This is a genomic window from Collinsella sp. MSK.8.10, assembly GCF_019041915.1.
Lineage (GTDB): Bacteria > Actinomycetota > Coriobacteriia > Coriobacteriales > Coriobacteriaceae > Collinsella.
Map to the genome: position 1 here is coordinate 536,972 of NZ_JAHPYF010000001.1, position 22,680 is coordinate 559,651.

Annotated in this window: 21 protein-coding genes; 13 read left to right on the forward strand and 8 right to left on the reverse strand. The window is 61.1% G+C overall.

From position 1 onward, the window contains the following. The first annotated feature begins 289 nt into the window (after positions 1-289). The gene (locus tag KTF55_RS02365; protein WP_158564522.1) at positions 290-541 is read left to right on the forward strand and encodes a 4Fe-4S binding protein; all 252 of its coding nucleotides are present in this window, start codon (positions 290-292) and stop codon (positions 539-541) included. Positions 542-778: 237 nt separating this feature from the next. Here the strand turns inward: KTF55_RS02365 and KTF55_RS02370 are convergent, their stop codons facing one another. The 4 genes from KTF55_RS02370 to nadA are packed head-to-tail and all read right to left on the reverse strand — an operon-like array spanning position 779 to position 4,643. Next, the gene (locus tag KTF55_RS02370) at positions 779-1,324 is read right to left on the reverse strand and encodes a transcription repressor NadR (RefSeq protein ID WP_217107428.1); all 546 of its coding nucleotides are present in this window, start codon (positions 1,322-1,324) and stop codon (positions 779-781) included. After that, positions 1,324-2,184, reverse strand: a complete 861-nt coding sequence (nadC, locus tag KTF55_RS02375; protein ID WP_217107427.1) for a carboxylating nicotinate-nucleotide diphosphorylase — start codon at positions 2,182-2,184, stop codon at positions 1,324-1,326. The genes KTF55_RS02370 and nadC overlap by 1 nt, the downstream gene beginning before the upstream one ends. A gap of 3 nt (positions 2,185-2,187) precedes the next feature. Next, on the reverse strand, positions 2,188-3,564 hold the full coding sequence (locus tag KTF55_RS02380) for an FAD-binding protein (protein WP_226790498.1): 1,377 nt from the start codon (positions 3,562-3,564) through the stop codon (positions 2,188-2,190). 53 nt (positions 3,565-3,617) lie between these two features. Then, positions 3,618-4,643: a quinolinate synthase NadA gene (nadA, locus tag KTF55_RS02385; protein ID WP_217107425.1), complete on the reverse strand. Its 1,026-nt coding sequence runs from the start codon at positions 4,641-4,643 to the stop codon at positions 3,618-3,620. A 293-nt stretch (positions 4,644-4,936) separates the two neighbouring features. Between nadA and KTF55_RS02390 the strand changes: the two genes are divergently transcribed. Both KTF55_RS02390 and KTF55_RS02395 read left to right on the forward strand, forming a co-directional pair. Continuing rightward, entirely contained in the window at positions 4,937-5,659 is a 723-nt protein-coding gene (locus KTF55_RS02390; RefSeq protein ID WP_217107424.1) for a LytTR family DNA-binding domain-containing protein, read from the forward strand. Next, positions 5,659-6,936, forward strand: a complete 1,278-nt coding sequence (locus KTF55_RS02395; protein WP_217107423.1) for a GHKL domain-containing protein — start codon at positions 5,659-5,661, stop codon at positions 6,934-6,936. Before KTF55_RS02390 ends, KTF55_RS02395 begins: the two co-directional genes overlap by 1 nt. A 64-nt stretch (positions 6,937-7,000) precedes the next feature. Here KTF55_RS02395 and KTF55_RS02400 read toward each other — a convergent pair whose 3' ends face one another. Next, positions 7,001-7,576, reverse strand: a complete 576-nt coding sequence (locus KTF55_RS02400) for a hypothetical protein (protein ID WP_217107422.1) — start codon at positions 7,574-7,576, stop codon at positions 7,001-7,003. Between the two features lie 136 nt (positions 7,577-7,712). Here KTF55_RS02400 and trxA point away from each other — a divergent pair, with 136 nt between their 5' ends. The 8 genes from trxA to KTF55_RS02440 all read left to right on the forward strand — a co-directional run bounded on the left by trxA (position 7,713) and on the right by KTF55_RS02440 (position 14,966). Continuing rightward, positions 7,713-8,033 (forward strand): thioredoxin, encoded by a 321-nt coding sequence (gene trxA / locus KTF55_RS02405; protein WP_217107421.1) that lies wholly within the window; start codon positions 7,713-7,715, stop codon positions 8,031-8,033. A gap of 221 nt (positions 8,034-8,254) precedes the next feature. After that, the gene (locus KTF55_RS02410) at positions 8,255-8,503 is read left to right on the forward strand and encodes a hypothetical protein (protein WP_006235225.1); all 249 of its coding nucleotides are present in this window, start codon (positions 8,255-8,257) and stop codon (positions 8,501-8,503) included. Position 8,504: 1 nt separating this feature from the next. After that, entirely contained in the window at positions 8,505-9,017 is a 513-nt protein-coding gene (gene nikR, locus KTF55_RS02415; RefSeq protein ID WP_217107420.1) for a nickel-responsive transcriptional regulator NikR, read from the forward strand. Between the two features lie 117 nt (positions 9,018-9,134). Continuing rightward, complete coding sequence (gene hypF / locus KTF55_RS02420; protein WP_217107419.1) at positions 9,135-11,606, forward strand: carbamoyltransferase HypF; 2,472 nt, start codon at positions 9,135-9,137, stop codon at positions 11,604-11,606. Between the two features lie 131 nt (positions 11,607-11,737). Further along, positions 11,738-11,998: a HypC/HybG/HupF family hydrogenase formation chaperone gene (locus KTF55_RS02425; RefSeq protein ID WP_006235228.1), complete on the forward strand. Its 261-nt coding sequence runs from the start codon at positions 11,738-11,740 to the stop codon at positions 11,996-11,998. Then, positions 11,998-13,110 carry a hydrogenase formation protein HypD gene (gene hypD / locus KTF55_RS02430; RefSeq protein WP_226790499.1) on the forward strand — a complete coding sequence of 371 codons (1,113 nt, stop codon included), beginning with the start codon at positions 11,998-12,000 and terminating at the stop codon, positions 13,108-13,110. Before KTF55_RS02425 ends, hypD begins: the two co-directional genes overlap by 1 nt. Before the next feature lie 48 nt (positions 13,111-13,158). Further along, entirely contained in the window at positions 13,159-14,193 is a 1,035-nt protein-coding gene (gene hypE / locus KTF55_RS02435; RefSeq protein WP_117848344.1) for a hydrogenase expression/formation protein HypE, read from the forward strand. Between the two features lie 104 nt (positions 14,194-14,297). Next, positions 14,298-14,966: an HAD family hydrolase gene (locus KTF55_RS02440; RefSeq protein ID WP_226790500.1), complete on the forward strand. Its 669-nt coding sequence runs from the start codon at positions 14,298-14,300 to the stop codon at positions 14,964-14,966. Positions 14,967-15,275: 309 nt separating this feature from the next. Here KTF55_RS02440 and KTF55_RS02445 read toward each other — a convergent pair whose 3' ends face one another. Next, positions 15,276-15,833 carry a hypothetical protein gene (locus KTF55_RS02445; RefSeq protein WP_035136614.1) on the reverse strand — a complete coding sequence of 186 codons (558 nt, stop codon included), beginning with the start codon at positions 15,831-15,833 and terminating at the stop codon, positions 15,276-15,278. A 236-nt stretch (positions 15,834-16,069) separates the two neighbouring features. Continuing rightward, complete coding sequence (locus KTF55_RS02450) at positions 16,070-16,606, reverse strand: PTS glucose transporter subunit IIA (protein WP_035136613.1); 537 nt, start codon at positions 16,604-16,606, stop codon at positions 16,070-16,072. A 582-nt stretch (positions 16,607-17,188) separates the two neighbouring features. Between KTF55_RS02450 and KTF55_RS02455 the strand changes: the two genes are divergently transcribed. Next, positions 17,189-18,361 carry a Fic family protein gene (locus KTF55_RS02455; RefSeq protein ID WP_217107417.1) on the forward strand — a complete coding sequence of 391 codons (1,173 nt, stop codon included), beginning with the start codon at positions 17,189-17,191 and terminating at the stop codon, positions 18,359-18,361. A 353-nt stretch (positions 18,362-18,714) separates the two neighbouring features. Here the strand turns inward: KTF55_RS02455 and pyrE are convergent, their stop codons facing one another. Beyond that, positions 18,715-19,395: an orotate phosphoribosyltransferase gene (pyrE, locus tag KTF55_RS02460; RefSeq protein WP_148332521.1), complete on the reverse strand. Its 681-nt coding sequence runs from the start codon at positions 19,393-19,395 to the stop codon at positions 18,715-18,717. 437 nt (positions 19,396-19,832) lie between these two features. Between pyrE and mgtA the strand changes: the two genes are divergently transcribed. Beyond that, a complete protein-coding gene (mgtA, locus tag KTF55_RS02465) occupies positions 19,833-22,601 on the forward strand; it encodes a magnesium-translocating P-type ATPase (protein ID WP_217108522.1) in 2,769 nt (922 codons plus the stop codon). Positions 22,602-22,680: the final 79 nt, after the last annotated feature.

Genomic DNA, 22,680 nt, shown 5'->3' on the forward strand with positions numbered 1-22,680 from the left:
GAGGGTGCCTGGGGCTGCCTTGCGGAAAGCTCGTCCCGTTTTGAGAGCTGATACCGGGTCGCAGTTTCCGCTAGCGGGCCCAACCGGAAACTACGACCCGGTTTTCGGCCAAATAACGGGATGCCCTTTCCGCAGGCGCGCTCAATAGCTCGATATTTCAAGTCACCTTTAGCTAACATTTGCGCAGCTCAACGGCCCCACCTGCGCATTTTTTAGTAAACCTTGGCATACTCGGCGAACGGTATGAAGATGCCGGTCAGAGGGTATTGCAAACGGTCGCTCCCGTGGTATGTTTTTGCCCGAATCAAACCGGCGCGCATCGCCTGTAGCGTCGGTCAACAGAGAGGAAACTACCATGGCTCATCCCGTAATTGATGCCGACGAGTGCATCGCTTGTGGCGTTTGCGTCGACTCCTGCCCCGCTGGCGTTCTGGAGCTCCAGGACGTCGCTACCGTCGCTGACGAGGACTCCTGCGTCGCCTGTGGCGCTTGCCAGGACGCTTGCCCCGCTGGCGCGATCACCGAGATCGTCGAGGAGTAACAACTCCCCCACTTGCACACTCAAAAGTACACCGTGCACAAAAAGGAGGCCTCCGCATCGCCGCGGAGGCCTCCTTTTTGTGCGGATAACTAATTTGGCACCGTCGCAGGTTGAGCCCACGTCAGCGAAAACGTCCCTAAGCGAGCAAGGTGACGTGAAAGAGGAGGGAAGCGTACTTTGGGTACGCGACCGACGATTGAACGTCAGATTGCCGCTTAGGGGCGTTTGCAGCGTCGGCTAAGAGAGATCGTCTTCGTAGGGCATCAGGTCTGCTAGGTAGCCTTTTTCCTTGAGCATCGCCTCGATCTCGTCGAGGGTCTGTTCGTCCTCCGCCGCAATGCGATGGAAGTGGTAGCCGCTGGTCACCGTCAGCAGCGGGAAGCTCTTGCCGCTCTCGATATCGCGCAGATAGCGCTCAACATCGCGACGATTGCGGATGTCCAGGTCGGCCGTGATCTTACCGTACACGCGGTGATTGACGATCACGTTGAGCACGGCGCCTCCGGCGTCGACGATACTCGTGAGCTCATCGCCTGCCTGCTCCACGCTGTGGCGAACCTTGACCAAGCGCGTGGGCACGGCGGGGCTGCTGGGGGCCTCCTGCAGCACGTAGCCGCGGTTGGTCGCCACGATATCGTGCCCATCGGCGCGCAGCAGGGCGATGTCCTGCACCACGACCTGGCGGCTCACACCCACCTCGCGGGCAAGCGCGCTGCCCGAAACTGGCCCCTTGGCTCCCTCGAGCACGGCCATGATGGCACGGCGACGCTCGCGGGCGTCCATTATTTACCGTCCAGCAGACGCAGGTGCTTAAGCGAGAGGTCGAGAATCGGCGCAGAGTGCGTCAATGCCCCCGAGCTAATGTAGTCGACGCCCAGATCAGCCAGGGCGCGGATATTGCTGGCATCCACATTGCCCGAGCACTCGGTCTTGGCGCGACCGGCGATAAGCTCTATGGCGGCGGCCATGTCGTCATGGGTCATGTTGTCGAACATGATGATATCGGCGCCGGCCTCCACAGCCTCGCGCACCATGTCCAGGTTCTCGCACTCGATCTCGACCGTCGTGGTAAACGATGCATGGGCGCGCGCCATCTCGATCGCACGCGTCACGCCACCGGCGGCATCGATGTGGTTGTCCTTGAGCATGACGGCCGTCGACAGGTTGTAGCGGTGGTTGCTGCCGCCGCCGATCTCGACCGCCGCCTTCTCAAACACGCGCATGCCCGGCGTGGTCTTGCGCGTGTCGACGAGCACGGTCTTGGTGCCCTCGAGCGCCGCGGCCATGCTGTGCGTGTAGGTAGCGATGCCGCTCATGCGCTGCAGGTAGTTGAGCGCCACGCGCTCGCCCGAAAGCAGCACGCGCGCATCGCCGCGCACCTGACCCACATGGTCGCCGGCGTGCACCTCGTCACCGCCGGCAACGTCGAACAGCACCGAGCTCTGCGAATCCAACAGCTCAAAGGTGCGGGCGAACACATCCAAGCCGGCGATGATGCCGTCGGCCTTGGCGATAAGCTCAACGGTAGCGGGACGCGCCGTGGGGCACACGCTCGCCGTGCTCACGTCCTCAAACGTGATGTCCTCGCGCAGAGCCTGCAAAATCAGATCATCGACGACGAGCTTCATGGTAATGGGATTCATGGTCTACTCCTCCACGGCCTGCGTGCCGGCGGCACGGGCCAAATCATCGATTGCCAGGATGTCGGCGCTCAGGGCGCGATGACGGCCATCGAGCGCGGGATCGCCCGCCTGCTCCACGGCCAGTGACTCGCCGGTACGCATATACCACGCGGCGCGACGACCCCAGACCAGCGCTTCGAGCAGGCTGTTTGATGCAAGGCGATTCTTGCCGTGAACGCCGTTGCAGGCCGTCTCGCCCGCGGCGTAGAGCTCGGGCATCGAGGTGCGGCCGTCCTTATCGACCCATACGCCACCCATAAAGTAGTGCTGCGTGGGCGTAACGGGGATGGGCTCGTCCAAGATGTCGCGGCCGTCCTCAAGGCAGCGCGCGCGAATGTTGGCAAAATGCCCGGTCACCACATCGCGTTCGACGGGGGCGAAGCTCAGCCACTCGTGCTCGGTACCGTCCTGCTTCATCTGCTCGCGAATAGCGGCGGCGACCACATCACGCGGCTGAAGCTCGTCGGTAAAGCGCTCGCCGGCGGCGTTGAGCAAAATCGCGCCCTCGCCGCGGCAGCTCTCGCTGATCAGGAAGGTGCGGCCCGGCTGCGGCGAGAACAGTCCCGTGGGGTGGATCTGCACGTAGTCCAGGTGCTCCATCTTAATGCCATGCTCCTGAGCGATGTAGCAGGCATCGCCCGTGAGCTGCGGATAGTTGGTCGAGTGGTCGTATACGCCACCGATGCCGCCCGTCGCCCACAGCGTGTGGCGGGCATGGATCTTAAACGGCTCGCCGGCATGCACGCCCTCGGCAGCATTTGCCAGCTCGTCGGCAGGACGAACCGAGTTGGCCTCGTCCACGGAAACGGCGACGACACCGGCACACACCGTGGCGCCGTCACGCTCGCCCGTCAGGATATCGGTCATGGCCACGTGCTCCAAAATCTGCACGTTATCCAGCTTGCGAACGGCCTGGAGCAGCTTGGTCGTAATCTCCTTGCCGGTGATATCGGCATGGAAGGCAATGCGCGGACGGCTGTGCGCGCCCTCGCGGGTAAAGTCGAGGCTGCCGTCGGCCTTGCGCTCAAAATCCACGCCCAGCGCTAGCAGGTCGTTGATGACCGAACGGCTCGAGCGGATCATGATGTCGACGCTCTCACGGCGATTCTCGTAATGACCGGCGTGCATGGTGTCCTCAAAGAAGGCATCGTAGTCCGATCCCTCAGGCAGCACGCAGATGCCGCCCTGCGCGAGCATCGAATCGCACTCGTCGACAGCGCCCTTGGAGAGCATGATCACACGCGTGCTCGTCGGCAGATTGAGGGCCGCGTACAGGCCTGCCACGCCGCAGCCGGCAATGACGACGTCGCACTCCATATCGGGGTATTGCTTGGTTTCCACAGGAATCCTTTCCCTTGAATGTGACAAAGGGACTGTCCCTTTGTCACATTGTTCTAGCGCGCTGCGTACTCGAGCATGCGGTCGAGCGTGAGTTTGGCCTGGTCGGCAGCCTCGTCCGACACGCCGATCTGCACCTCGCCCTCGCCCGTCTCCAGGCAGCGCACGAGCTTTTCGAGCGTGATGAGATCCATGTTGACGCAGGTGGGCTGCACCGCGGGGAAGTAGAACTTCTTGCCGGTGCCCCGGCAGCGGCGCTCGAGCTCGTAGAGCACGCCGCGGACCGTCACGATAATGAACTCGCTCGCGTCGGACTCCTCGGCATACCTGATGATGCCGGCGGTGGAGCCGATGTAGTCGGCCTCGGCCAGAACGTCGGCCTTGCACTCGGGGTGCGCCAGCACGAGCGCGTCGGGGTGGGCCTCCGTCGCGTCGACGATCTGCTCGACGGTGATGATGTGATGGCGTGGGCAGTAGCCGTTGTTGAGGATGACGTGCTTTTGCGGCACCTGCTCGGCTACGAAGCGTCCCAGGTTTTGGTCGGGAATGAACAGGATATGCTGCTGCGGCAGCTCGGACACGATCTTAACGGCGTTGGAACTGGTGACGCACACGTCGCTCCAGCTCTTGATCTCGACCGTGGAGTTGACGTAGCAGACCACGGCAAGGTCGTCACCGTACTCGGCGCGCGCCGCGTCGACCGTCTCACGCTTGACCATGTGCGCCATGGGGCAGTCCGCGCCCGGCTCGGGCAGCAGCACGGTCTTGGTGGGGCTGAGCAGCTTGGCACTCTCGCCCATAAACTCCACGCCGCACAGCACGATGGTCTGCTGCGGCAGGCTCTTGGCAAGCTTTGCCAGGTAAAAGCTGTCGCCGACGTAATCAGCCACGGCCTGTACCTCGGGCGCCACGTAATAGTGCGCTAGGATCACCGCGTCACGTTGGGTTTTTAGTTGTTGAATGGCCTCGACAAGCTCTGCGGGCACCAGTGCCGCGCGCTCCGTTGCCGTCGTTGCCGATGCTAGGCCGGCCGCGATATCGCGTGCAAGCTCCGACGCATCCATGTTCGCGCTCTGTGCCATCAAGGCCCCTCTCTTTTGGCGAATCTTGGGGCTTTAGTATGACACCTAGGTTTACAGCTGACAAGACAGCTGTAAACCTAGGTGTAAAGTTGAAATAAAGATTCAATCATGCGGCAGGTCCATTTTCGAACTGGCAAGCTGAGGATAGCCGAGCTCTCGATAGCGCAGGAGGCATCTTTCGCCACCGCAATACCGCTCGGCGCGAGTTGCGCGACGTGGGGCGCAAATGGGACACGCCTCCGCGAGCGGTCCGCACCCAATGTGGCAAAATCGAACTACTAAGGGGGCTCAGAATGCTCAAGATTATTGCCTGCGACGACGACGTCGCTTTTCTAGATAGACTGCACCGGATGATCGACCGTTGGTCGAGCGAGACGGGCACGGCGGTCGATGTTGCGCTCGTCACGCGCGGCGAGGACCTGCTGGCCCGCCATGCCGCATCGCGCGCCGACATCATCTTGCTCGATATGATCATGCCGCTCGTCAACGGCATGGACACCGCGCGCGAATTGCGCCAGGCCGATACCGCCGTGCGTCTGGTGTTTCTCACCTCATCGCCCGAGTTTGCACTGGAGTCCTACGAGGTCCGCGCCTTCGATTATCTGCTCAAGCCCGTGGCTTACGAACGCCTAGCGCAGTTGCTCGACGAGCTTTCGAGCATGCGCCCGGCGGCAACCGACGAGCTCGTGATCAAAACTTCCTTTGGCTACCACGCCCTGCGCCTGTCCGACATCGAATATGCCGAGGCGCGCAACAAGCACGTGGTCTTCCACCTGCGCGACGGACGCGATATCGAGGCACTTGAGTCGTTCCGCAGCGTCGAAGACCGTTTGGCGCAAAATGCCACCTTCTTTAAATGCCACCGCAGCTACCAGGTCAACCTGCGCAATATCGATCACTTTGACCGCACGGACATCGTCATGCGCTCGGGCGCGTGCATCCCGCTTTCGCGCAGCTGCAAGCAGGGATTCCAAGACGCCTACTTTGCGGTGCGCTTTGAGGGTGGGAGACACTGATGGTCTCCACGGTCGAAATGATCCTTTGGGCAATCCACCACGCCACGACGCTGCTCTTTGGCGTCTTTGCCTCGGCGGCGCTGTGCGGTGTCGAGATCAACCGGCGTCATGCGCTTGAACTGGTGCTGGTCGGTGCCGTAACTGGATGCGCATTTGGCCTCGCCAATGCCGTCGGCGGCGAGCTTTTCGCCCGCCAGGTATATCCACTCGTCGTGCATCTGCCGCTCGTCATCTATTTGTGCGCGCGCTACCGCCTGAGCCCGCTGCTTGCCGTACTCGGCATTACGAGTGCCTATCTGAGCTGCCAGTTCAGCAATTGGATGGGCATTGCCGCATTTGCCGCAACCGATTCTCAGATCGCGTACTATCTGGCGCGCATCGCGACCACACTCGCCGTCTTTGCCGTCCTGTTGCATTGGGCCGGCGACATCGGTCCGCGCTTGGCGATTAAAAGCACCACCGAGCTGGGCATCCTTTTAATCCTGCCGCTCGTCTATTACGTCTTTGACTATGCCACCAACGTCTACACCACGCTGTTCCACTCGGGCTCGGTGGTGACGGTTGAGTTTTTGGCATTTGCGCTCTGTGCCTTCTATCTTATGTTTCTTGCCGTTTACCTGCGCGAATACGAAGAAAAGGAAACCGCCGAGCGAGAGCGCTGGATGCTCGAAACCCGCGACAGCGCCGCCATCAAAGAGCTCGAGGCTTGGCGTCAATCTGGGCGCGAGCTGTCGATTCTTCGCCACGATATGCGCCACTTCCTACGCGGCCTGGCCGCTTTAATTGAGGAGGGCCACACCGACGAGGCGCTCAAACGCATCGATGAACTCTGCGAAGTCGGCGATCGCACCGCCGTACGCCGCTTCTGCGCCAACGAGACCGTAAACATCGCGCTTTCGTCATTTAACTCGGATATCAATAGAAACGGCATTACCGCCAACCTGCGCGCCGCCGTACCCGAAACCATCCACGTAGGTGACGCCGACCTGTTTAGCGTGCTCTCAAATGCCTTGGAAAACGCTATCACCGCTGCAAGCGCCGCACCCCAAGGAAAGCGATTCGTCGACTTTGACCTGCGATTAGAGGACGGCCAGCTGCTGCTGTTAGTTTCCAACACGTTTGACCGCGCGCCGCGCATGGTCGACGGCATGCCCGTAGCCGGGCACACCGGACACGGCTTTGGAACCAAGAGCATTAAGCTTGCCGTCGAACGCATGAACGGCAACTGCCAGTTCCGCATTAACGGCGATCGGTTTGAGCTGCGCGCTGTGATGTAGAAGTGCGGCGCCGATCTCGAGGCGTGCCTTGCCCGCCAGACAATCGCTCGCCGGCGCTAATCCGCTACAGCGGAGCGGCCGCCGGGGTCAGCTGCTTGATGTATGCCCACATGCGCTGCTTGGCGGCTTTGTCAGTTAGCGCCGCCTCAAAACCGTCGAGCGCGAGCACGCGGCGACCCTGCACATGGGCGACCAAGCCGGGCTTGAGCATGGCGGTGTCGAAGTCATCGATCGCCACGAGCATATCGGCGTAGGTCTCGCGCATGGCGTCAGCCGCGTTGTTGTCGAGCAGTAGCACCGCCTCGGGATCCAAAGCCTCAAGCGCCTCGCGGAACAGCTCGCACGGCAGAGTCTCGCCCACCGCGACCGCTCCGTCACCCACGCCGGCGACGCTTGCCAGCACGCAAAAATCCTCGGGCGCGTAGCCGATGGCCCCAAGCGCCTTGCGCAACGCCGTGCCATCCGGGCCGGCAGCAAGCTCGCCACCCGAACGCTCGGCGTCGTCCAAATCGCCTTTGACCAGAACGATCGGCGAGCACGCGTTGCCCGCGATACGCACGCCACGGACCGCAAGCGATGTGAGCTCCTGCTCGGCCGCCTGGGCGATGGCTTCTTTTTTCTGGCTTTGTGACGTGGACATGCGCTCTCCAATCGTTTGCGTGCCCACCATTATATAAAAGAGCTGCCCGCGAGTGGTTGCTTTGCGGGCGGCTGGGTATAAGCACGGTCGTACTGAGTTTTACGCGGCCGAGCCGCGTCGCATTATGGAGGTCACCATGGCTGGCATTAATCAGATTACCCCCGAGAACTTCGATTCCATCGTTAACGACAGCCTGCCCGTGCTGGTTGATTTTTGGGCACCGTGGTGCGGTCCCTGTCGATCCCTCTCGCCCATCGTTGACGAGGTTGCCGATGAGCTGGCGGGCAAGCTTGCCGTTGCCAAATGCAATGTCGACGACAACCAGGACCTGGCCATGAAGTATGGCGTCATGAGCATCCCCACGCTGATTGTGTTTAAGAACGGCGAGGAGATTGACCGCTCGGTTGGCGCTCTACCCAAGGCGAGGCTGCAGGCGCTGCTGGAGAAGCATCTGTAATACGCTTGTTACTTACTCGCCGTCTATGAGCGCTTTTGCACCGCTCGCCGGACTTCTGGATGCACCGAGTGCAACCACGGATAGTATGGTAGTCACAAACAGCCCCCAGTGAACGGGTGCGGGTCGCACAGACTCGTACCCGTTTTCTTATGCAACTGCGCGCAGAGCGGGCGTAGTAAAATCTGAACCACTGAACTGCCCCATACAAAAGGAGATTTCCCATGCATGATGTTGGAATGAACATGAGTCAGCTTGCCATGAGCGTCAAACAGGTCGACGACACCATCGAGCTCGCTCATGAGTGGAGCCATCAGCTGCTGCATGCGACCGAGAATTTTGACATGGAGCGCATCGGCGCCAAGCTCGAGGCCGCCATGGCCGCGCTGCACGAGGCGCATGACGCGCTCGAGGGCTACGAGGAAGCCATCGAGGCCGACCACAACTCCGTCGGCTCCGTGAAGCTGGTGTAACGTGGCCGAACATGAGCACGGCTGCGGGTACGAGCACGAGCATCCGCACGGGGCGGACGGTGACGCAGGCTGCCACTGTAGTGGCTCCGGCTCCGAGCTGGTCCGCTTTTCGGTTACCGCACCGGACGACCTGCTGCGCCGTTTTGACGAACAGATCGCGCGCCGCGGCGACGTGGCCAACCGCTCCGAGGCCGTGCGCGACCTGATTCGCGCCTCGATCGCCAAAGAGCAGATGCGCACGCCCGATGAGCATGTTATCGGGTCGCTCACCATGATCTACGACCACCATACCGGCGACCTGACGCGCCGTCTGGACGAAGTGCAGCACGACTACACCGACGAGATCGTATCGACCATGCACGTACATCTGGATCACCACAACTGCTTGGAGATCCTGGCGCTCAAGGGTCGCGGCGAGCGCGTCTACGAACTGTCCGACCGCCTGCTGGGCCTGCGCGGCGTTAAGCACGGCGAGCTCACGTGCGCCGCCACCAAGCAGAGCCTGGGGCTGTAGCGGGATTTCCCGCAGCGCACCTGCCAAAAAGGGACAGGTTTGTTTTGGCAGGTTTAGAAGTTTTACCTACCAAAATAAACCTGTCCCTTTTTGGTCGGTTTTGATGAGGGGTGTCGCATGCGGCATGTGCATATTCATGTGACGGGCATTGTGCAGGGCGTTGGCATGCGACCGTTTGTGTATCGCGAGGCCATGGCGCATGGCATTTGCGGATGGGTGCTCAACGCGGGCGACGGCGTGCATATCGAGGCGCACGCTCCGGCCGATGCGCTCGATGCTTTTGTTGCCGCGCTTTCTGAGCATGCGCCTGCGGCAGCTCACGTTGAGCGAGTCGATATTGCGGATTTGGAGCCTAGCGGCTGGAGCACTGCCAATGAGCAGGGCTTTCGCATCGTAGCGTCGCAGGATCAGACCGCGCACACGACTCTCGTCTCGCCCGATATCGCCACCTGTGACGATTGCCTGCGCGAGCTGTTCGACCCCGCCGATCAGCGCTATCACTACCCTTTTATCAACTGCACCAACTGCGGCCCACGCTTTACCATCATCCGGTCGCTGCCGTATGACCGAGCGGCTACCTCGATGGACCGTTTCCCCATGTGCCCCGCCTGCGCCGCAGAGTATGCCAATCCACTCGACCGTCGCTTTCACGCACAGCCCGATGCCTGCTTTGATTGCGGGCCGCATATTACGTGGCGCGAGGCTGTGAACGGCGATGCGTGCGGGAATTCGTCCGCGACACCGGCCGTCGGCACCACACGCGAGGCCAGCGACGCTATCATCGAGCGCTGCGTTGAGCTGCTGGCCAGCGGTGGCATCGTCGCCATCAAGGGCCTGGGCGGATTCCATCTAGCCTGTGACGCTGCCAACGAGCAGGCGGTGGCCGAGTTGCGCCGTCGCAAACGCCGCAGCAATAAGCCGCTTGCCGTCATGGTGCGCAGTCTTGCCGATGCCGGGCGCCTGTGTCATATCGACGATGCTGAACGCGATCTGCTCGCCGGCAGTATCCGCCCCATTGTGCTGCTGCGCCAGCGCACTGCTGGCGAGGGCAACGGCGGTTCCCCCGACATCCTCGCCCTCGCGCCATCTGTCGCGCACGACTTGCCCGAGCTCGGCGTCATGCTCCCCTATACGCCGCTTCAACATCTGTTGCTTGCCGTGGCAGAAGCCTGCGGTATGCACGCGCTCGTCATGACCAGCGGCAACCTGAGCGAAGAGCCCATCGAGACCGATGACGATCTTGCCTGGGAACACCTCGTTGCCGCCGGCATCGCCGACGCGTTGCTCGGTAACGACCGCGCGATCCTCTCGCGCTACGACGACTCTGTAGTGCGCGTGGTCGGCGGCGCCGTTATGCCCGTGCGCCGCGCTCGCGGATATGCACCCCAGCCGCTGCCGTTGCCGGCGCTCGACGGCGCTCCGTCCTGCGTGCTCGCCTGCGGGCCACAACAAAAGGCCACGATTGCGCTCACGCGCGAAGGGACGAACGGCGAGGCAACCTGTTTTGTGTCGCAGCATATCGGCGATGTTGAAAACGGCGGGACCTTCGATGCCTGGAACGCCGCGCGCACGCGCTTGGAAGATCTCTTTGACTTGGCGCCCGCCGCCTTGGCCTGCGATGTACACCCCAGCTATCTATCGGGCCAGTGGGCGCGCGAGCAGGCGCGAAAATGCAATCTGCCGCTCGTCGAGGTGCAGCACCATCATGCGCATATCGCGAGCGTAATGGCCGAGGCCATCGCCGCGGGCCAGCTTACAACCGACGCGCGCGTCCTTGGCATCGCCTTTGACGGCACCGGCGCCGGCACCGATGGGACCATTTGGGGCGGCGAGTTTCTTGTCGCCGGCCTTGGCGGCTTTGAGCGCGCCGCGCATTTGCGCACCTGGGCGCTCCCCGGCGGGGCGGCCTCCGTGCGCGACGCCCGCCGCAACGCCTTTGCCCTGCTCAGTGAGCTCGGCCTGCTCGAGCACCCAGGTGCCGCTCGACTTTTGGACAGCCTCGACGAGCAAACGCGCAGCGTGACAGCCACCATGATCGAGCGCGACATCAACAGCCCGCGTACCAGCAGCATGGGGCGTCTCTTTGATGCCGCAGCAGCAATTCTGGGCATCTGCGACAAGGCAACCTACGAGGGCGAACCCGCCATCGAGCTTGAGGCCGCCGCCTGGCGCGCGCTCGACAACGAAATCGCCCATTTTCCCGACGACAACGCCGGCTATTTCGCATCTGGCCCATCGTGGCTAGACGGCCCCTATGTTCTGGACCAGAAAGCACTCTTTGAGGCACTTTTGGGAGGAATTGAAGCCGGAGCGCCCGCCGACAGGCTCGCACTCGACTTCCATGTCGCCGTCGCGCGCTCCTCGGCGCGCATCGCCAGCGATATCTGCGTGCACGAGGGCATCGATACCGTCGCGCTCTCGGGCGGCGTGTTCATGAACCGACTTTTGCTTCAGTTCCTCACCCGCAAGCTTAAAGACGCAGGCCTTACGGTCTTGATTCCCCAAACCGTGCCCGTTAACGACGGCTGCATCGCCTACGGTCAGGCGGCAGTCGCACGCACTCGCCTCGCACAGGTCGCACCGCAATAGGCTGTTCGGCCAGCCCGCAAGCCGCCGTCTCACAGGTGTAGCGCGTTTGCCCGCAGCGCCCGCGAGCGCTACCATCAACTGATGGATTATTGAGCGCCCGTCCAGCGCAAAGCGTATAAAAGGGGAACAATATGTGCCTTGCCGTTCCCGGTAAAGTAGTCAAACGCGACGACGACCTCAAGGCCACCGTCGACATGATGGGCATCGAGCGCCCCGTGTCGCTGCGACTCGTGCCGACGGCGCAGGTTGGCGACTATATTCTCGTACACGCCGGCTTTGGCATCCAGATCGTCGACGAGCAGGAAGCACAGGAAACGCTCGAGCTTGTTAATGCCATGTCCGAGCTGGTCGAAGAAGACCAGCTTGCCACCAACCCGGCGGAGGCTTACTAGTGGCGCCCGAACAACCGGCTCGCTCCGGTATCGACTTCTCGGCATTCCGCAATCCCAAGCTGGCTCGCGAGCTCATCGAGCGCATTCATGAGCTTGTCGGCGACCGCGCCATCAACCTTATGGAAGTCTGCGGCACGCATACCGTGAGCATCGGGCGCTATGGCTTTCGCTCCATTATGCCGGCCGGGCTCAAGCTGCTGAGCGGCCCGGGCTGCCCCGTCTGCGTCACCGCCAACCGCGACATCGACCACGCAATCGCGCTCGCCAACATAGACGGCGCCATCATCACCACCTTTGGCGACATGATGCGCGTGCCCGGATCATCCACCTCGCTCGCTGCGCAAAAAGCGGCAGGGCGTGACATTCGCATCGTCTACTCCCCGCTCGACGCGCTCGACATTGCCGAGCAAAACCCCGATCGCCCGGTCATTTTTATGGGCGTGGGCTTTGAGACCACAACGCCCACCATCGCCGCCGCCATCTTGGAGGCCGAAGCGCGCGGGCTTTTGAACTTCTCGGTCTATTGCGCCCACAAGACCACGCCGCCGGCGCTGCGCGCCATCGCCAACGATCCCGAGACCGCCATCGACGGCTTTATCCTGCCGGGACACGTCGCCACCATCACGGGCTTAGCCCCCTTTGGCTTTTTGGTCGACGAGTTCAATACCCCGGGCGTGGTCACAGGATTTGAACCGGTCGATATCCTGCAGGGCATCTGTATGCTGGTCCAGATGGTTGTCGAGGACAGGCCCGCAATCGACAACGCCTACCGTCGCGGCGTCAATGCCGACGGCAATCCCGTGGCGCGCCAGCTGGTCGAGCAGGTATTTGAGCCGTGCGATACCACATGGCGCGGGCTGGGGCTGATTGCCAACTCGGGTCTTTCCATCCGCCCCGAGTTCTCGCGCTTTGATGCCCGTGCTCGCTTTGACGTGCCCGTTGAGGCGACGGTCGAGCCGCGCGGGTGCCGCTGCGGCGACGTGCTGCGCGGGGCCATTGCGCCGAGCAGCTGCCCGCTCTTTGGCCGCACCTGCACGCCCGAGCACCCCGTCGGCCCGTGCATGGTGAGCTCCGAGGGCAGCTGCGCGGCGTACTACCGCTACCGCGACTAGCCCGGACACACCCACACACCGGCACCACCCACGATTGGAGTTTTCGATATGTCCCGTACTGCCACCGATAGCACCGTCCTGTTGGGCCACGGCTCTGGCGGTCAGATGATGAAACGCATCATCGATGAGGTCTTTCTGGATGCATTTGGGTCGCCCGAGCTGCTCGAAGGCAACGACGCCGGCGTCGCCGCGCTGCCCGCGAGCGGGCGCATAGCCATGTCGACTGACAGCTTTGTAGTCTCGCCGCAGTTCTTCCCCGGTGGCAACATCGGCCGCCTCGCCGTGTGCGGAACCGTTAACGACGTCGCGACCTCGGGCGCCAACGTGCGCTACCTGTCGTGTGGCTTTATCCTCGAAGAGGGCTATCCCATGGATAAGCTCCACCAGATTGTGCAGACGATGGCCGAGACAGCACGTGAGGCGGGCGTGTCCATAATCACGGGCGACACCAAGGTGGTCGAGCGCGGCGGGGCCGACGGCGTCTACATCAATACCGCCGGCGTGGGCGAGGTTCCCACGGGCGTGGCGCTCAGCGGCGCCAACTGCCAGCCCGGCGACGTTATCCTGGTGTCGGGCACACTGGGTGACCACGGTATCGCCATCATGAGCCAACGCGAGGGCCTGGCGTTTTCGAGCACGATCGAAAGCGATGCCGCGCCGCTCAACCACCTGATTGCCGACGTTCTGGCCGCAGCGCCCGGCACGCGTTGCTTTCGCGACCCCACGCGCGGTGGCCTGGCGTCCACACTCAACGAGTTTGCCCAGGCCAGCAATGTTGCCATGGAGGTCGACGAAGATGCCGTGCCCGTGCGTCCCGACGTGCAGGCCGCCTGCGAGATGCTCGGCTACGATGTGCTGCAGGTGGCAAACGAGGGCAAGATGGTTGCCGTCGTGCCGGCCGAGCAAGCCGATGCCGCGCTAGCCGCCATGCGCGCCGCCCGCTACGGCGAGAATGCCGCCATCATCGGTCGCGTGCTGCCACTTGCCGAGGATGCCCGTCCCGCCGTGCGCGTGCGCACCGGCTGGGGCTCGACCCGCATCCTCGACATGCTCGTGGGAGAGCAGCTGCCGAGGATTTGCTAGCGACAAAGGCTCAGGGCTATTAAAGATATTCAGATTCCAAACATGCCCGGCACGCATGCCCAGTATCATGGGGTGCGTTTTGGAACCCAATGACGGGAGCTTTCATGGCAGCAGCTTTTTCCCATGTGATCTTTGACCTGGACGGCACCATCCTCAACACGCTCGAGGACCTGGCGGCCGCCGGCAACCATACCTGCGAGATGCACGGCTGGCCCACGTTTGCCGTCGACGAGTACCGCTACAAGGTGGGAAACGGCATGCTCAAGCTCGTCGAACGCTTTATGCCTGCCGAATATGCGGGCGACGGTCGCATGTTTGAGCAGACGCTTGCCGAGTTTAGGGCTTACTACGGCGAGCACAAGGAGGACCACACCGCCCCCTATGCCGGTACAATCGAGATGCTCGACCGCCTACGCGCCGCGGGCGTTCAGCTTGCCGTGCTCACCAACAAGGACCACGTCTCGGCGGCTCCGCTTATCGAGAAGTATTTTGGTTCCGAGCGCTTTGCGCTGGTACAGGGCCGTGTCGATGCGTTTCCGCCCAAGCCCGAAGCACCCGTTACGCTACATGTGATGGAAAAGCTGGGCGCCAATCCGGCAACCACGCTCTATGTGGGCGATTCCAATGTCGATATCCTGACCGGCCACAACGCCGGCCTTAAGAGCGCGGGCGTCAGCTGGGGCTTCCGCGGCCGCGCAGAGCTGGAAGCCGCCGGCGCCGACTACGTGGTGGACACCCAGGCAGAGCTCGCGGCGCTGATTCTGGGCGAGTAACGCTGGTGCTGCTCAACCCAGCCGTCGCAATACCGTTGCGCGGAAAGTAGTCGTTGGGGACGTTCTTAAACGACTAGTCAAACAAGAACGTCACCAACGACTAGTCATTTAAGAACATCCCCAATGACTGCCATGACAACGCCGATGTTTTGGCAACGACAGCGAGCGGTCACCAGAGCGAACAAATTGGCATGAAAAGAGGGCGGCATTGACCTTCTGGTCATGCCGTCCTCTTTGAATGACAAGTTGTCGCTCTGGTGACCGCGCAGCGTCGAGCAGTTGCGGCGTTTGGTAAAACGCCGCAACGAACTAGCTCAGCATTGCATCCATCATCTCGGAGTTGACGGAGTCGTCGGCAGACCACTCACCGTCGTCGTTGCAGGTGTACTTGAAGATAACCGTGGTCTTCCTGGGCTCGGTGGCCTTGGTCACATCGACCATAACCTGACCGGCCATCTTGTACAGCTCGTCATCGGAAGGAACCGTGTCAAGCGCGGCAACCTTCTCCTGATACTGGGTGGAGAAGTCCTCGACGATCTTGTTCATGGACTTGCAGGTGATGGAGACCTCGGCGGTCGCGACACCCTTGTCTTCGTCGACCGTCACGTCGCCGATCTTGTAGTCAAAGCCCTCGAGATAGGTCTTGGCATACTCCTTGGGATCGATACCCAGCTGCTCGAACTCGTCGCCCGAAGCCTCCTCCAGACCAGAGAGGAAGTCGTCGCCACCGTTCTTGACCTCGTCAAACTGCGTCGTAAGATCCTCGGTGATGAGCTCCTCAACCGAAGGACCTCCACAGCCGGAAAGCACGACCACGCATGCAACCAAGACGGCCATGAGGGGCGCAAGCAGCAGCTTCTTTTTCATGTTGTTCCTCCCAATGAGCGGCACCGCGCTTCCCGGACGCGGCACACGTTGTAATAAGTAAGCCCATACTATCCACTTATGAACACCCTCGGCAACGCGAAGGCGTGGTCGGTTCGTTTTAGCGTCCGAACGGTTTGCAAGCCCGCCCAACGTGCAATAAAACGCTTCCCCACGGTGCAATAAAAAAGGTGGCCGGAAAACCCGACCACCCTTGCACATCCTTTGGACGCCGCAGTTTACTTGCGGACGACCTTGACGATGGCGTCACCGGCGGCGACGGCGGACTCTGCCTCAACGGTGAGCTCGACATCGGCAAACTCGGCGGTGTTGGACACGGCCACGACGACGCAGTCCTTGTAACCGGCAGCGGCGATCTTGGCGCGGTCGATCTTGAGTATGGGCTGGCCAGCCTTCACAACGTCGTCGGCCTTGACGAAGCCCTCGAAGCCATCGCCGTTCATGTTGACGGTATCGACGCCAACGTGCACCAGAACCTCGATGCCGCTATCGGACTGCAGACCCACGGCGTGACCCATGGTGACGGTCACCTTACCGTCGCAGGGAGCGTAGACCAGATCGTCCTCGGGCCACACGGCACAGCCCTTGCCCAGAACCTCGCCACCAAAGACGGGATCGGGCACGTCGGCCATCTTGATGACCTTGCCCTTGACGGGCGAGCACAGCACGTCGGCGCCAGCAGAAGCAGAGATGGAGGCCGGAGCAGCGGCAGCCGCGGGCTCAGCCTTCTTCTTGAACATGTCAAACAGACCCATATGTTTTCTCCTCTTGATTAAGCGCAACGTTGTGCGCATGCCTACGGTAATTATAGTGCCAAATGGTTCAAATGCTAAGGTGGGGACTCGAATCGCGAGCCCTTCCCGGTAGTGTTCGTGGGGCGAGCATCTCCTTTGCATCGCGGGTCGATAAGCCGAGTATCGCCTGCACACGGGACGGGCAGAAGCGGGCGCACCAAACCCGATACTTCTTTTCGCTCTCGAGTCCTGCCGCCGCCCCGTCCCTGACACTTCCTGATACCGACCGAAACGTGCCAAAATAAACCCGTCCCTTTTTGGTAGGTTTGGCGAGTGTGGATTTTCGGACGCTTAACTAACGAGCGTGGATAATCTCCCACTTTGACTTTGAGGCCGTCACCGAGCCAAAAACGGGAGATTATCCACGTTCATTTTGGATGACCCCCTTGTACCAAGCCGAGCTCCATGGTCAAGTAATAACGACTTCTCATCATTAGATTGTTTACATGAATTCTAATAACTATTTAATCCTTAAACTCGTTATTAGAATTGATATGATTAGCCTAATAACGAGTTTCCGGCACTAAAGATATGGAGGGCGCGATGCAAATCGAGGAGAACGGCCAGGGAACGCTCCGCAATAATCTATCGGGGAAATTGGCTTACTATTCGTTTTTTCCAACGCCCTTGCAATCATTGAGGCAGCTAAACCTCACCGAGGAAACCTATCGCACGCTTTCCGCATGCTCACGAAAGCTTGGAGAGCTTGAAGGCATGCTCTACTTTGTTCCCAACGCCGACATGTATCTGACAATGTACGTGCGCAAAGAAGCACTCCTTTCTTCGCAAATTGAGGGAACCCAGTGCACGTTTGACGACCTACTTAGTCCATCGCAAACACAACTCCATCATAAAGATGTCGCAGACGTCGTGAATTACGTCCGTGCTGTCGACCGCGGCGTAGAACTGCTCAAAAAGATGCCCTTGTGCACGAGACTTCTTAGGCAAGTTCATGCGGTCTTGCTGGACGGAGTGCGCGGAACGGAGAAGAATCTAGGCGAACTGCGCTCCTCACAAAACTGGATTGGCCCCTCAGGCTGCACCATTGCAACCGCATCGTTTGTCCCTCCAAACATTGAAGATTTGAGTAACACGCTCCAGGACCTCGAACGCTTTATCAATGAGCCTCAAGTCGAAATGGATCCGATTGTGCGGGCGGCGCTCGTCCATTACCAATTTGAAATTGCCCATCCATTCCTAGACGGAAACGGTCGCCTGGGCAGGCTTCTCATTACACTTATGCTCATCAATGATGGCGTTCTTCATTCTTGCTTGTTCTATCCATCGTTCCAGTTCAAGAAAAATCGAAGCGAGTACTACCGGCAACTCACATCCGTAAGGGAGAGAGGCACTTACGAGGAATGGATAGAGTTTTTCTGCAACAGTCTTCTCGAGAGTGCGGAGGACTCGGTAGGGTCTTTAAAAAACCTTGTTGACCTCCATAACCGTTCCACAGCAACCATTACCGAAAATCTCGGAAGGACTGCTGCAAACGGGCAAAGGCTGTTGGGCATTCTTGAAGAGCACCCCATCGTCGACACCGCATTCATCGCTGCCCAACTCGATATCGGCAGGAGTACCGCGAGCTCGCTCGTCAAATCATTTGAAGAATTGGGTATCCTCCGTCCGCTCGACGAGTCAAGACAGAGATACCGGCAGTACGGGTATGAAGAGTATCTTTCGATTCTCAGGGAAGACGCCGAGCCGATTAGATAGGCATCGCAACCCAGGCAAATTAAAGCGAGCGTGGATAATCTCCCACTTTGAGCCTGCACACAGGCCAAAAACGGGAGATTATCCACGCTCATTCCTGAGTAGTCATTTATGAACGTCCCCAATGACTAGTCCGGCAACGCCGATGTTTCGGCAACGACAGCGAGCGAGCCGCATTCGGAGCAAGACGACGCCGCAGGTAGAGAACGGACAGCGAGCGGGTCGCATTTGAGACAAGGTGACGTGAAACGAAAGGGCGCTGACCTTCTGGTCGCGCCCTTGAAGTTGAACGTCAGATTGTCCAAATGCGGCCCGCGCAGCGTCGAGCAGTTACGGCGTTTGGTAAAACGCCGTAACTAACGTGCTCCGTACTGCTCGTAGTAGGCGTCGATGGCGGTCTTGAGCTCGTCGTCGATGACAACCTTGCCGTCGATCTCGTGGTTGTAGAGGGTCTCGACGACCTCAGCCATGGAGACGATGCTCGCGACGGGGAAACCGTACTTGGCCTCGATCTCCTTCTGCGCGGTGGTCACACCGCCCTTGCCGACCTCCATGCGGTTGAGGGACACGATCAGGCCCTTGATCTCGACATCGGCAGCAGCCTTGACCTTGGGATAGGTCTCGTCGATGGACTTGCCGCTGGTGGTAACGTCCTCGACCATGACCACACGGTCGCCGTCCTTGGGCTCATAACCCAGCAGGTTGCCCTTATCGGCACCGTGGTCCTTGGCCTCCTTGCGGTCGCAGCAGTACTTGACCTCCTTGCCGTACAGCTCGTGGTAGGCAATTGCGGTCACGACGGCCAGCGGAATACCCTTGTAGGCCGGTCCAAACAGCACATCAAAGTCGTCGCCAAAGTTATCGTGGATGGCCTGGGCGTAATACTCGCCCAGCTTCTTGAGCTGATAGCCCGTCACGTAAGCGCCGGCGTTCATAAAGAACGGGGACTGACGGCCGCTCTTGAGCGTAAAGCTGCCGAACTTAAGGACGTCGGACTCGACCATAAACTTGATGAACTCTTGCTTGTAAGCCTCCATGCGGGCTCCTCTCGTAATCGCGTACGTGCCTTCCAGTTTAGCGCAGGCGAAGCGTCGATGCGGGCGCGCTTTGGGGCCACGGCATTCTGTAAAGGCTTTGTCAGGGGGAATGGTTTTCCGAACAATGGGGTTGACATGTCAAACCCCCTCATCAAGAATACGGGCGGATTAAAAAGGGGTACGAGATACCCAAAGCGCGCTGCGCTCAGCCTTTAGGAGGTGTGCCATGGAAGGCAGTCCTAGTCGAAAAACCTGCATGTCGCCCTCGGCACGCCGCGAGGACTCCGCACACGCATAAACGCCACCGGCAGATCGCCAAAACCACCGCAAAGGCGCGCTGCACCCTTTGTGGGCTCAAGAGCTTGACGTGAGCGACATCTAGGTTTTTTGAAGCAAATACGACACGTACGCTAACTCCCCTCAACAAGGAGGACCCTATGCTGATGCTCAAAACCGTCACGGTACTCGAAGCCATCTCCAAGCGCCGCCGCACGGCGCGCCCTGCCGCTCATACCGGCCTGTCCAAGAACACCATATTCGCCGCCACCCATAGTGCCGAGGACGCCCTCGTACTGCTTGACGCCACGGCAAACGGCCTCACCGTCGAGCAGGCAACTGAGCGCCTGAACGCCGTCGGCCCCAACGCCATCGAGGCAACGACCAAAACGCTCGCCCGCCGCATCGCCGACGCGTTCATCGATCCCTTCGCCGGCATCCTCGCCGCGCTCGCACTGGTCTCGCTCTACATCGACGTGCTCGCCGTGCCCGAACCGCAGCGCGACCCCTCCACGGTCATCGTCATCGGCACCATGCTGCTGGTATCGGGCGGCATGAAGTTTATCCAGGAAGCCCGCAGCGGCAATGCGGCCGAGGCCCTCAAGGACCTGGTCTCCAACACTTGCACCGCCCTGCGCGACGGCGAGCGCATCGAGATCCCCTTCGACGAGCTCGTCCCCGGCGATGTAATCCGTCTCTCTGCCGGCGATATGGTGCCGGCAGATGCCCGCATCATCACCGCGCGCGACCTGTTTGTGATCGAGTCCGCACTCACCGGCGAGAGCGAGGCCGTCGAGAAGACCACCGCCGTCACCGTCGTCGAGGGCGCCGACGGCTCCGCACTGCCACTCTCTGCCTGCAAGAACATCGTCTTTACCGGCACCTCCGTGCAAAACGGCGCCGCCATGGCGCTTGTCGTTGCCACCGACTCGGACACCTACCTGGGCGGCATCGCCAAGATGCTCAACGGGCGCGGCGAAAAAAGCGCGTTTGACCGCGGCGTCTCGAGCGTCTCCATGCTGCTGGTGCGCCTGATGCTCGTTATGGCGCCGGCCGTCTTTGCCATCAACGCCGCCACCAAGGGCAACGTCATCGACGCGCTGCTGTTCGCCACGAGCGTGGCCGTGGGCATCACGCCGCAGATGCTTCCCGTCATCGTGACCACGAGCCTGTCGCAGGGCGCCAAGGACCTCGCCCGTCGCCAGGTTATCGTCAAGGAGCTGCCGGCGATTCAAAACCTCGGAGCGATGGACGTCCTGTGCTGCGACAAGACCGGCACCCTCACCGAAGACCGCATCGTGCTCGAGCGCTACCTCAACACCGATGGCAACGAGGACGCGCGCGTGCTGCGCCATGCGTTTTTGAACAGCTTCTTCCAGACCGGCCTCAAAAATCTTATCGACCTGGCCGTAATCGACCGTGCCGATGTGACACCCTCGACCGTCGCACCCGATTCCATGCTGGGCCAGAGCCTGCGCGACCGCTACACCAAGGTCGACGAGGTTCCCTTCGATTTCTCGCGCCGTCGCCTGAGCGTAGTTGTCGCCGACGCCCAAGGCAAAACCCAGATGGTTACCAAGGGCGCCGCCGAGGAAATGCTCGAGATCTGCTCCTTTGTCGAGATCGATGGCATCGCTCAGCCGCTCACCGACGAGAAGCTCGCCCAGATTCGCAAGCAGATCGCCGGACTTAACGCCGAGGGCCTACGCGTAATTGCCGTGGCGCAGAAGACCAATCCGCGCTGCGTGGGCGAGTTTGGCATCGCCGACGAGTGCGACATGGTGCTGATGGGCTTTTTGGCCTTCCTCGATCCGCCCAAAGCAAGTGCCGCGGGCGCCGTCGCCACCCTCGAGGCCAAGGGCGTGGCGGTCAAGGTCCTAACCGGCGACAACGACCGCGTCGCCGCCACCGTCTGCGAGCAGATTGGTATCGATGCGAGCAACGTCTTGCTCGGCTCCGAGATCGATGCGCTCGATGACGCCGAACTTGCCGAGCGCGCCGAGAAAACCCACCTCTTCGCCAAGCTCTCGCCGCTGCAGAAGGCGCGCCTGGTACGTGTCATGCGCGAGATGCTCGGCCACACCGTGGGCTTTATGGTCGACGGCATCAACGACGCCGCCGCCATGCGTGCGAGCGATTGCGGCATCTCGGTCGATTCGGCCGTCGACATTGCCAAGGAATCCGCCGATATCATCTTGCTTCAGAAGGACCTGGGCGTGCTCGAGCGCGGCATCATCGAAGGCCGCCGCACTTACGGCAACCTGCTCAAGTACCTCAAGACCACGGTGAGCTCCAACTTTGGCAATGTGCTGTCCGTGACCGTCGCGAGCCTGTTCTTGCCGTTTTTGCCCATGAGCGCCCTGCAGCTGGTTCTGCTGTCGCTGGTCTACGAGATCGTGTGCATCGCACTGCCGTGGGACACCGTCGATGACGCCTGGACTGCCCGCCCGCGTGCCTGGGACGCCGCGTCCATCAAGGGCTTTATGCTCGAGCTGGGCCCCGTGAGCTCGCTGTTTGACATCGTGACCTTCGCCGCGCTCTTCTTTGTCGTGTGCCCCGCCGCCGTGGACGCAAGCTGGTCCGAGCTTGCCGCCGCGGGCGACGTCGCGGGTATGGCGACCTTTGCTGCGCTCTTCCAGAGCGGCTGGTTTGTCGAGTCCATGTGGTCGCAGACACTCGTGGTCCACATGTTGCGCTCCCCGCATCTGCCGAGCCCGCGCGACCACGCCGCGCCCGCATTGTGCGTTCTTACCGTGCTGGGCCTGGCGCTCGTCACCTGGCTGCCGGCAAGCCCCATCGCCGATGCGCTCGGCCTCATGCCGCTGCCCACGAGCTTTTTTGGGCTGCTCATTGGCATCGTTACCGCCTATATCGCGCTCACCCAGCTGGCAAAGCGCCGCTACATTGCCCGCCACGGCGAGCTGCTGTAGCAAGTAGACGGAAAACACCCTGCCAGCTGCCGTTGCCACTACCACAGCTGCCGCCGCCGCAGTCTATCCCCCCAGCAGT